We start from the raw sequence: 11,541 nt of genomic DNA on the forward strand, positions 1-11,541 counted from the left end.
GGGATTTACATGACAAAAAAAATTGGTATTTTTGTAGGGAGTTTAAGAAAAGATTCATTTAACAAATTGGTAGCAAAAACAATGGCGGACTTATTTCCAGCTGATTTCGAACCTGTTTTTATTAACATTGGTGATTTAGAATTATACAATCAAGATTTGGATGATGAAGGAACCCCCACCGAAGCTTGGACAACATTCCGTGAAGAAGTTAAACAAGTAGATGGCGTAATGTTTGTAACACCAGAATATAACCGTTCAGTACCAGCTGTTTTAAAAAATGCATTGGATGTCGGTTCACGTCCGTATGGCGAAAGCGTTTGGGATAAAAAACCAGGACTTGTGGTGAGTGTTTCACCAGGTGCAATTAGCGGATTTGGTGCGAACCATCATTTAAGACAATCATTAGTCTTCTTAAATGTTCCAACTTTACAACAACCTGAAGCCTATATTGGCGGTATTACGAACTTAATTGGTGAAGATGGTAAAATTATTGATGGCACTGTTGGTTTCTTACAATCAATTGTAGATGCTTACGTGGATTTCTTTAATCGCTTAACTGCCTAATTGAATCAATCGAGAAAAAGTGAGGCAACTTTTTACAGGTTGTCTCACTTTTTTTATTTTTTTGCTTGACCCTCTCGTTACGTAAAGGTTTATGATAGATTTTGTCAGGAGGAATGAATGATGGAATATACAATTAAAAAAATGGCTTCACTATCTGGCGTCAGTGCACGGACGTTACGATATTATGATGAAATTGGTCTTCTTCAACCAGCCAGAATTAATTCTTCTGGTTATCGAATTTACGGGCAAGCCGAGGTGAATCGTTTGCAACAAATTCTTTTTTACCGTGAATTGGATCTGAAACTAGATGAAATTAAAGAAATTTTGGAGCAACCTGACTTTAATGTTGAACAGGCTTTATACGAGCATCAACAAAAGCTATTGGAAAAGCGCAATGAAATTGATCGTCTTTTAGCCTCTGTTCAACAAACCTTACACCATTACAAAGGAGAGATAAACATGTCAGATCAGCAAAAATTCGAAGCATTCAAACAACAACGAGTTCAAGAAAACGAAGAAAAATATGGTAAAGAGATTCGGGAAAAATATGGCAACGAAACGATTGAACAAGCCAACAAAAAATATTTAAACTTGACGGAAAAAGACATGCAAGCAATGCAGAACGTGGAAAAAGATTTATTTTCTAAGTTAGCCATGTATCAAAAATCACCCAAGTTGACTAGCCAACTTGCGCAAGAAATTTTCCAATTACACAAAGATTGGTTAATGTACTCTTGGTCAAGCTATTCGCCAGAAGCACACAAAGGGTTAGGCCTTATGTATGTTGGCGATGAACGATTTACGTCATATTATGAACAACACGGTGCTGGTTTTGCCGAAGCGTTAAACGCAATTATCCAAAACTACGCTTAAACAGAAAGTGCGCCATTAGTCTCTTCGACTGATGGCGCACTTTCTGTTTCTTCCAATAATTAACTAAAGCCTGTTTATCTTTTTTTCTTTTTCTTCTTTTTGTTTTTCTTCATCATACGATTCATGGCCATTTTACCTAGCTTGCCTTTAACGCCGCCACCTAGCATTTGATCCATACCAGGAATGTTCATATCCCCTTTTGACATTTGTTGCATCATTTTTTTGGATTCTTTAAATTGTTTAATCATACGATTGACTTCAACCACACTATTTCCTGAACCAGCTGCAATTCTGCGGCGGCGACTAGGATTTAATAGATCAGGATTTTCACGTTCTGCAGGGGTCATTGATAAGACCATCGCCCGTTTCCGTGCCACATCTTTTGGATCGACTTTGACATTTTCAATACCAGGCATGTTACTCATTCCAGGGATCATTTTTAATAAGTCTTCAATCGGTCCCATGCCCATAACTTGATCCAATTGCTCAATGAAATCGTTAAAGTCAAAACTGTTTTCTTTCATTTTTTGAGCAAGTTCTTCTGCTTTTTTCTCATCGTAATCTTGTTGCGCTTTTTCAATTAGCGTCAACATGTCCCCCATACCTAGGATACGACTCGACATACGATCGGGATGGAAAATTTCTAAATCGGTTAATTTTTCACCAGAACCGACAAATTTAATCGGAGCGCCCGTTACTGCCCGAATTGACAGCGCAGCCCCCCCACGAGTATCGCCGTCCATTTTGGTAATAACAACCCCAGTAATTCCAAGCTGTTCATTAAAACTATCTGCAACGTTGACAGCATCTTGCCCCGTCATCGCATCAACAACTAACAGAATTTCATTGGGATTAGCCAACTCTTTAATTTGTTTCAATTCGTCCATTAAAGCTTCGTCAATGTGTAAACGGCCGGCCGTATCAATTAAGACATAATCATTTTTCTTTTCTTTTGCTAACGCTAACCCTTGACGAACAATTTCCACTGGATTAGCATCGGTTCCCATATCAAAAACGGGAACTTCTAATTGTTGACCTAAAACCTTCAACTGATCAATCGCTGCTGGACGATAAACGTCACCAGCGATTAAAAGCGGACGAGCGTTTTCAGTTTTCATTAAGTGTTTAGCTAATTTACCAGTAAAAGTTGTTTTACCAGCCCCTTGTAACCCTGTCATCATAATCACTGTCGGGATTTTTGGAGATTTATTCAGTTCAACCGTTTCTGAACCTAACGTTTTCGTTAATTCTTCATCAACAATTTTTACAATTTGTTGGGCTGGTGATAAGCTTTCTAATACTTCGACTCCTACTGCCCGTTCTCTGACACGTTTTGTGAAATCTTTGACCACTTGTAAATTAACGTCGGCTTCTAATAAAGCCAAACGGATTTCTCGCATCATTTCTTTTACGTCGGCTTCGGAAACTTTTCCCTTACGACGGATTTTACTCATTGCCTGTTGTAGGCGGTTTGTTAAACTCTCAAAAGCCATAGTTTCATTCCTCTATTTCTTGAATTTGTTCAATATATTTTTTGATTTCACTATCTTTGGGATAAGTTTCTTGAACATACTGCTGTAGTTGTTCAAGATATTCTTTCCGTACAACATAGTTTGAATAAAGATGTAACTTTTTTTCGTATTCTTCTAAAATTTTTTCGGTTCGTTTAATGTTATCATAAACCGCTTGGCGACTAACCTCATATTCTTCCGCAATTTCTCCTAAAGAAAAGTCATCAGCATAGTAAAGCTCCATATAATTCATCTGCTTTTCCGTTAATAATGTCGAATAAAATTCAAATAACGCATTCATGCGGTTTGTTTTTTCCATTTCCATGAGCCGTGCTCCCATCTTCAATCCCTTATAGGTTACCGATTTCATAGGGAATAGTCAATCTTTTTTTACTAAGTTTTTACCTTTTAAAAAGAAATGTCCGCAAGTTGCCATGTTTCTTCAGAATAAACGGTCATTCCTTGTTGAATAAAATAAGCAGTTGCGACTCCAACTCCAGCTTTTTTAATGCCAGAAAATTGTCCATCATAAATCAGCTGGCTGCCACAGCTGGGACTTTTTTCTTTCAAAATCAAGGTTGTAATTTGTTGGGCTTTTAATTTTTGATACGCGCGCTGTGCCCCTGCTTTAAACGCCTCAGTGACATCTTCCCCATTATCCGTATATACATAAGCAGTATTCGCCCAAACATCAAAGCCGTCCCCGCCAATGATTTCTGCTGGCGGACGTGGAATGGGCAACTCTCCTAAAACTTCGGGACAAATCATTATTGCTTTTCCATTAGTTACAAGTTGTTTTAACGCTTCTTGTTCTTGAGATTTTCCATCGTAACGGCAACAAATCCCACCTAAGCAACTACTAATACCAATCATTCGCTTCTCCTCATTTCATTTCTCTATTATACCATGAGTTGACTTTTCTCAAAAGTAGCATTCTCGCTTACTTTAAAGTACGTTCTTCCTCTAAAAATATGTTAAACTAACAATAGTGAAATATACACTTATTTTCAGAAATTTCTTGAAGGAGTTATGTAAATGAAAAAAGTTCTTGTCGTCGATGATGAACCATCGATTTTAACTTTGTTAACCTTTAATTTGGAAAAAGAAGGCTATCAGGTGACTACTTCCGAAGATGGTAAAAACGGCTTCGAATTAGCTTTGTCTAATCAATATGATTTTATAATTTTAGATGTAATGCTTCCTGGTATGGATGGCTTAGAAATTACCAAAGCACTTCGTCGAGAAAAAATTGACACGCCTATTTTGATTTTAACTGCCAAAGATGAACAAGTAGATAAAATCATCGGCTTAGAAATTGGGGCAGATGATTATTTAACAAAACCTTTTAGTCCCAGAGAAGTCCTAGCACGCATGAAAGCTATTTTTCGTCGTTTAAAACCTACCACGACCGAACCGCTTCAAGAGGACACACCTAAAGCTCCGCTTGTGATTGGCGAGATTCGTGTGGATGAACAAAATTATGAGGTCTTTGTGCGCAATCAGCCCATTGAACTAACACCGAAAGAATTTGAATTACTCGTTTACTTTATGAAACGCAAAGATCGGGTCATTAATCGGGAAACCTTGTTGGAACGAATTTGGCAATATGACTTCGCTGGACAAAGTCGCATCGTCGATGTCCACATTAGTCATTTACGTGATAAAATCGAGCCCGATCCCAAACGGCCCGTTTACTTAGTAACTGTCCGTGGCTTTGGCTACCGTTTTCAGGAGCCAAAACGATGAAAAAGAGACTGCGGATTGAATATTTTTTAGTTGCGGCAGTCATGCTTTTATTATTTGTCGGGAGTATTGCAGCGACCAATTTTTTCTTTCAAAAAGAAATGGTTGCTCAGCAAGAAACCTATTTAAGAAGAAAAAATACCCTTTTAACAGACCAGTTGCCCCCTTCCGTTTTCGAAAAAGGGCAACTGACAAACCAACAACAACTCCTTGTCACCCATGCGTTAGATGATGCAGAAGAACGGGTAACTTTGTTGCAAAAAAATGGTACCGTCTTTTTTGACAGCAGCCAAAATGAACCGCTAGAGTCGCACAAAAAACGACCTGAAATCGCTGCGGTTCTATCAGGAGCTACCTATGGTTCAGCTTTACGAAAGAGTAAAACGTTAAATAAAGAACTTCTGTACGTTGCCACGCCTGTTTTAAAATCAGGAGAAATCGTTGGTATTATTCGGATTTCGGAACAAACCGCGCTATTTTCTAAAAATATCCAATCTTTTCGTCGCTATATTATCTTTACATTTGGCATCTTGTTCCTACTAATTACCTTGTTTATCTTTTTATTGTTACGGCAAAAAAATCAACCGCTAGTGACTGTCTTACCGATTCTGAAACGAATGCTTAAACATCCAGATGAAAATCGATCCATTATCCAGCAATCTTCTGAATGGAATGAACTTTACGAAACTATTAACTTACTGAGTCAACAAGTAAGTCAAACGTATAAAGCGTATACGTCTGCGGATGAGCAATTTCACGAACTTTTAGATGAGTTGATGATTGGTGTCTTTATCATTGATACGCAAGGACGGCTTCGTCTGTTGAACCCTAAAATGCAGGAAATGTTAGGACTCTCTGCTAAAAATATGCAAAGCAATTATCTTGAAGTGATTCAAGACGCCGATTTGATTCATTTAATCCATCAAGTCGTCGCTGAAAAAAACAGCTTACATCAAGAAATCACTGTGACACAGGGACCAACACCTTTACGCTTAGATCTTTCTCTTCGTTACTTGGATGATCAAAGTGCCAATGATTATCAAGTGTTAGGAATTGCCTATGATTTAACGCGCGTTCGCCAACTAGAAAAAATGCAAAAAGATTTTGTATCAAACGTGTCTCATGAATTAAAAACGCCTGTCACTTCTCTTTTGGGCTTTACCGAGACACTCATAGACGGCGCCAAAGAAGATCCGGAAGTCCTTAATCAATTTTTGCACATCATGCAAAAAGATGCCCAGCGTCTGCAACAATTAATTCAAGAAATTTTAGAACTTTCTCGGGGCAGCGCGACAATTCCTTATGCAGAACAAGAAATTACTTTAGAAAAATTTATTACAGAAATTCTCGGTTCTTATCAGCAACAATTGGCAGCAAAACAGCTGAAAACAGTCGTTCATGGTCTGCCAGAGAGCCAGTTTTTCACCAAATACGAATTGTTTTATCCAATCGTGAAGAATCTAATTGAAAATGCCATTCAGTATTCCCAAGAAAATGGTCAGATTACTATTTCTTATGCTATTGAAAATCAGCAATTACGTTTATCTGTTCAAGATACTGGCATTGGCATTAGTCAAAAAGACCAAGAACGGATCTTTGAACGGTTCTATCGTGTCGATAAAGCACGTAGCCGTCATTCTGGTGGCACCGGTCTAGGTCTAGCTATTGTCCAAAATTACACAGAATTATTAGGCGGTAAAATCGCCATTGATAGTCACTTAGGCTTAGGGACCACTTTTACAATCACCTTGCCTTTAACAAAAAAAGAAGCCTAAAAAAACTCAGCCAATCCTGTTTATTGGCTGAGTTTTTTTGTTTATTTTTCAGTTACTTTTCCATTTACATCACGTTCTACTTGCATGTCTGTGATGGCTAAATAACCTAAGTCTTTGACAATTGTTTTTTGAACATCATCGGTGACCATATAGTCTAAGAAGGCTTTTACTTCTTTATTAGGCTCCCCTTTTGTATACATATGTTCATAAGACCAGATTTTCCATGAATTGTCTTTCACGTGTTCTTCTTTTGGTTCAACACCATCAATGCTTAAGGCAACGGTAGAATCATCCATATAAGAAAAAGCTAAATAGCTGATTGCTCCTGGTGTTTGTTCAACAATTTTACGAACTGTTCCCGAAGAATCTTGTTCTTGTGATTGAACTGGTTTAGCTCCATCTAAGCCCCATTTTTCAAATGTTGCTCGGGTGCCACTTCCGTTTGCGCGGTTTATTACGACGATTTCTTGATCTTTGCCGCCCACTTCTTTCCAGTTTTTGACTTTGCCAGTAAAGACATCAATCAATTGTTGCTTCGTTAAATTCTTCACGCCGACTTCTTTGTTGACCACTGGTCCCATACCGACCACGGCCACCCGATGATCGACTAATTTAGAGGCATCCACGCCATCTTTCTCTTCGGCAAACACATCGGAATTTCCAATGGTCACTGCGCCATCTGCAACTTGCGAAAGTCCTGTTCCGCTGCCGCCACCTTGGACAGAAACTGTATAATTAGGATGTTCTTGTGTAAATTGATCTTTCGCAGCATCTACTAACGGTTGTAAAGCGGTGGAACCAACAGCGACAATTTTAACTGGTTTGTTACTATCCGCTTCGCTGGATTTTTCAGTTGTGCCTCCTTGAGCTCCGCACCCAGTTAATAATAACCCTAGACTCAGCATAGTTGCTGCAATTACACGTTTTTTCATCTTTGCACTTCCTTTTCAATTAGTTACAAGTTTAGTCTACCAAGACTCTGTTAATTCTGTTTCAATTAAATGTAAATAAAAGGTAAAGGTGTGTAAAGAATCTATAAAGGTTAGTGTGTTATGCGTTGTGTCGCCATGTAATGTGCAATTCGTTCCATGGCCGTTGTTAATTTATCCATATCGGACGCATAACTAATTCGGACGTATCCTTCTGCTTCTGGACCAAAAGAAATACCTGGAATCAACGCTACTGCTTCTTTTTGCGCTAAATCAATACAAAATTTCATAGAATCTTGTTCATAACCAGTAGGAATCTTAGCAAAAATATAAAAGGCCCCATTTGGACGCGCAACCTCAAACCCCAATTGAGTCATCTGTTCATAAACAAAATCGCGCCGTTTCCGATACTCTTCTTTCATAATTTCAGCATCATGCATTCCTTCGATTAGGGCACGAACAGCCGCTTTTTGAGACACTGTTGCAGCCGCAGTAACTAAATACTGATGAACTTTAATGATCTCCGCTGTTAAAATCGCTGGTGCAAAAATAAAGCCAATCCGCCAGCCTGTCATGGCATGTGATTTCGACAAACCGTTAATTAAAATCGTTTGGTCACGTAACATTTCAGCAATCGAAACATGACTCTCATCATAAGTTAACTCACTATAAATTTCATCACTAATCACAAAAATGTCGTATTTTTTTAGAACATCAGCAATTGCTTGCAACTCTTGGCGGTTATATGTGACACCAGTTGGGTTGCTAGGATAATTTAAAATAATTGCTTTGACTTGTTCCCCATGCTCGGCCATTGCCGCTTCAATCATTTCAGGGGTCAAGACAAAATCGTTGTCTCGTGTATCCAAATATACCGGTTCCGCCCCCGCCAATGTAATAATTGGTTCATACCCTGGGTAAATAGGTGCTGGCAATAGCACTTTGTCACCTTGTTCTAAAATTGCTAATAACGAAGCTGAAATCGCTTCTGTTGCTCCAACTGTTACTAAAATTTCTGTCCCAGGCTGGTAAGTCAAATGGTACTTTTCTTTCATAAAATAAGCGGCTGCTTCACGGACATCTAATAAACCAGACATCCCTGTATAATGAGAAAAATTCGCATCAATTGCTTCTTTGGCTGCTTTTTTGACATGCTCAGGTGTGTTAAAATCCGGCTCTCCTAGCGTTAATTTTAAAATACCTTCAATTCCTGAGACTTGTTCGTCAAATTGACGAATTAAAGAAACAGCAATTTTATTTACTTGACGATTAAAACGATTGGTTAAATCCATTTAGCTTCACTCCTTCAGTTGACGTTATAGTAGCACAAATTGACCGTAAAATGAATGATTTTCTCATTGTTTCGCTAGATTTTTATTATAAATATCTCAAAAAAACGGCAGAGAAGAAAATAGGAGAACTTTGTCCTTTTCAACAAAGTTCTCCTATTTATTTATTTTTCGAAACGCCATGTCCGAATTTCAAACGGACGTAATGGTGCATCAACTTCTATCGCTGGTGTCAACGGTTCTTCTAATACATTTGTTAAACAAGTCGCTGGTTGTGTCTCTTTGTGAAGTTCACAAGGAATATTTTGCGCTGTTAGATTAAAGCCACGAACGACTAAATGATTTGTTTGCTCTTGACGTTTAACGGCTGTCCAACCAATTGGTCCTTCTGCCGTTGTCAAATAGACATGGTTCGGTGCTAGTTTACCTTCATGACGCGTAGTAGTAGCTGCAGTAAAAGGAATTTGTGCACTATAGGCTTGTTGATACGTAGCAAAGCGTTCTTCTGGTTTTCCATGCAATGACAAACCATATTTAAAGGTATATTCTCCTTGGCATTGTGCTTCTGGTGTCGCAAAATAGCCCCAATCACCTAGTTCGCCAACACAACGAATTAATGTGACAGCAATGGTTCCATCTGCTAAGACTTCATACTCATTTAAGCCTTCATTGAAGATAGTCACGCCTTTGTTTTGGTCATGAACATTCACAAACGCTTGTTGGTGCTGCGGGTTTGTTGGATTTTCCCATGTGTCGCTTACTTGATTTGGTCGTGTCACGACTTCATAAATACTATCCGCTTCATGTGTTTCTGTGACCATGCCAGTTGGGAAAAGCACGCGTAAACGATGATCTTTGATTTGATTATTAATGGTTGTTTCAAAGAATAATTGGTTACTTTCTTTGATCATTGTAACCACTGTCGTTATTTCGAACGGGCGAAGCGTCGTTGAACGTTGTGCTTGGCGTTCTCTAAACTCACGAACAGCCTTTTGTTCTTCTTCTAATCGTTCATCTGCTGAAACTGGTAACATGACGGTTTGTTTAATTTGATAACTTGCTTTTACAGGGGAATTTTCTTTATTCGTAATTTCAGCCGTTACATTTTCGGTTGTAATTCCTTGGTCTTCGGTCGGTTTGAAAAAGATATATTCATTCCCAATGTCGCCAGTATCTTCAAATGTTAACAATTTTGAAAATGTTTCTCCTGTTTTTTTGTCAGCAATGGTTAAGCTACCATTGTTTTCAATTTTCACTTGAATAAATTCGTTTTCCATTTCATTTGTTGCTGGTTGAGCCAAAAGACTTCCTTCAAAAGCTTTCGTTTCTCCTTGAATCAATGCAAAGCTATCCCAAGAGAATGGCGCCATTTCTTTGACAGATAATTCGACCGTTAAGTATTTGGCCATGTACGGTTGACGGAAAGCATCTTTAGGTAAATCGTAACCAAAACGAACATCTTCTTTGACAATACGGCTTGCAACGGCTTTTCCAGTTGGATCAATCACTTGATAATCTGGGGTGGCTTTTTGTTTTAATTCATGATAAAGATCTTCAGGTTTTCCTGTATAAAATGGCAATCGTTCAATCTCCACTTCCACAGTGACAACCTCCGTTTTCTGATAGCCACTAGTATTAAATAAAACAAACGGGTGCGCTTTTTCTGGGAAAACACTTGTATCAATTGCTTCTGTTAATTGTCGTGTTGCTTCATCTGCTAAGAAATGCCCGACATCATTGGCATTTTCAAAGCGAGTCATCATGCCTCGGTGAACCTCGTCGACAGAACAGCCACAAATACTATCGTGCGGATGGTTTTGAAGCAATGTTTTCCAAGCATAATCAAATTGGTCATGTGGGTAGTCGCCAGTTACTTCGTAAGCCATCGCTGCTAAAGGTTCTGCGATATTTTCTAATTGGCGTTGGACTTTTGTGTTCCACTGTTTTAAATAGACGCGAGCAGAAGAAGTATTGGCTAATGTGTACCAGCCATCCGTTTCTTGACTCGTTAATTCACCTGTTACTGTTCCTAAATCTTCTGGTAACTCCTCTTGAACAGCTTTCAAATAGTCATCGAAATTGGAATGAATAAATTCATATTCTGGGAATAGTTCATTGGCTAAAGCGATGGCCTTAGTAATATCTCTTTGTACCGGTTGGTGGTCGACCCCATTCATCATCAATAAATGGTTTGTGGAAGCGTAACGTTCCACATCAGCCAATTTTTGTTTCCAAAAAGCGATTGCCGCTTCTTTTTCTGAAGGAATTTCGTTCCCGTTACTATACCAGTTCGCAAAAAGCAAGCCGAAAATTTTGGTTTGGTCCGGACCTTCCCACCACATTTCAGAATATTGTGAGCTATAGTCGCTTTCTAAGACTTGATTATCAAAGCCAATCGGTTTCACCCCACGTCCAAAGGCAGCCGCAGGCAGATTTGCTAATTGCATCATTTGAGGCGTTTGACCCATGTTACCAAATGTATCCGGGAAGTAACCTAATTGAACTGGTGCTCCCCATTTTTGACTTTCTAAATGCCCAATCAGCATGTTTCGAACATTGGATTCAGAGCTAATTAAAAAGTCATCTTGTAAAATATAAAATGGTCCGATTTTTAGTTTGCCTGCTTGGACAGCTTTTTTTACAGCTTCTTTTTTCTCTGGGCGAACTTGTAAATAGTCGTCTAAGATAATCGTTTGTCCATCTAAATGGAAACTGTTAAACTCTGGATCATTTTCAATTAAATCTAATACATTATCCACTAATTCAATTAAGCGCATATGATGTTCTTCATAAGGAAGATACCATTCACGATCCCAATGACTATGGGAAACAATATAGACTTTTTTCTTTGTCATCA

At 38.5% G+C, this 11,541-nt stretch carries 10 protein-coding genes; 4 read left to right on the plus strand and 6 right to left on the minus strand.

From position 1 onward, the window contains the following. The first annotated feature begins 9 nt into the window (after positions 1 to 9). Positions 10 to 564 carry an NADPH-dependent FMN reductase gene (locus tag IGL42_RS06800; RefSeq protein ID WP_002357432.1) on the plus strand — a complete coding sequence of 185 codons (555 nt, stop codon included), beginning with the start codon at positions 10 to 12 and terminating at the stop codon, positions 562 to 564. A gap of 117 nt (positions 565 to 681) precedes the next feature. After that, positions 682 to 1,437: a MerR family transcriptional regulator gene (locus tag IGL42_RS06805; protein WP_002377293.1), complete on the plus strand. Its 756-nt coding sequence runs from the start codon at positions 682 to 684 to the stop codon at positions 1,435 to 1,437. Positions 1,438 to 1,511: 74 nt separating this feature from the next. On the opposite strand, the gene ffh is transcribed toward IGL42_RS06805, so the two are convergent. From ffh to IGL42_RS06820, 3 genes are all read right to left on the minus strand, one after another. Beyond that, positions 1,512 to 2,930 (minus strand): signal recognition particle protein, encoded by a 1,419-nt coding sequence (gene ffh, locus IGL42_RS06810; protein WP_002360194.1) that lies wholly within the window; start codon positions 2,928 to 2,930, stop codon positions 1,512 to 1,514. A 4-nt stretch (positions 2,931 to 2,934) separates the two neighbouring features. Next, positions 2,935 to 3,273, minus strand: coding sequence for a putative DNA-binding protein (locus tag IGL42_RS06815; protein WP_002357429.1), 339 nt, complete (start codon positions 3,271 to 3,273; stop codon positions 2,935 to 2,937). An 83-nt stretch (positions 3,274 to 3,356) separates the two neighbouring features. Beyond that, positions 3,357 to 3,821, minus strand: coding sequence for a DUF523 domain-containing protein (locus IGL42_RS06820; RefSeq protein ID WP_002364031.1), 465 nt, complete (start codon positions 3,819 to 3,821; stop codon positions 3,357 to 3,359). A 162-nt stretch (positions 3,822 to 3,983) separates the two neighbouring features. Here IGL42_RS06820 and IGL42_RS06825 point away from each other — a divergent pair, with 162 nt between their 5' ends. Both IGL42_RS06825 and pnpS read left to right on the plus strand, forming a co-directional pair. Beyond that, complete coding sequence (locus tag IGL42_RS06825; protein ID WP_002360193.1) at positions 3,984 to 4,694, plus strand: response regulator transcription factor; 711 nt, start codon at positions 3,984 to 3,986, stop codon at positions 4,692 to 4,694. Next, positions 4,691 to 6,466, plus strand: a complete 1,776-nt coding sequence (gene pnpS, locus IGL42_RS06830; RefSeq protein WP_002390658.1) for a two-component system histidine kinase PnpS — start codon at positions 4,691 to 4,693, stop codon at positions 6,464 to 6,466. Before IGL42_RS06825 ends, pnpS begins: the two co-directional genes overlap by 4 nt. 41 nt (positions 6,467 to 6,507) lie before the next feature. Here the strand turns inward: pnpS and IGL42_RS06835 are convergent, their stop codons facing one another. The 3 genes from IGL42_RS06835 to IGL42_RS06845 all read right to left on the minus strand — a co-directional run bounded on the left by IGL42_RS06835 (position 6,508) and on the right by IGL42_RS06845 (position 11,539). After that, on the minus strand, positions 6,508 to 7,398 hold the full coding sequence (locus tag IGL42_RS06835; RefSeq protein ID WP_002357425.1) for a phosphate ABC transporter substrate-binding protein PstS family protein: 891 nt from the start codon (positions 7,396 to 7,398) through the stop codon (positions 6,508 to 6,510). Between the two features lie 110 nt (positions 7,399 to 7,508). Then, positions 7,509 to 8,687, minus strand: a complete 1,179-nt coding sequence (locus IGL42_RS06840; protein ID WP_010710302.1) for a pyridoxal phosphate-dependent aminotransferase — start codon at positions 8,685 to 8,687, stop codon at positions 7,509 to 7,511. A gap of 161 nt (positions 8,688 to 8,848) precedes the next feature. Further along, positions 8,849 to 11,539 (minus strand): alpha-mannosidase, encoded by a 2,691-nt coding sequence (locus tag IGL42_RS06845; protein WP_010710301.1) that lies wholly within the window; start codon positions 11,537 to 11,539, stop codon positions 8,849 to 8,851. Between the last annotated feature and the right edge of the window lie 2 nt (positions 11,540 to 11,541).

Source organism: Enterococcus sp. DIV0712 (assembly GCF_050554855.1).
Classification (GTDB): domain Bacteria; phylum Bacillota; class Bacilli; order Lactobacillales; family Enterococcaceae; genus Enterococcus; species Enterococcus faecalis.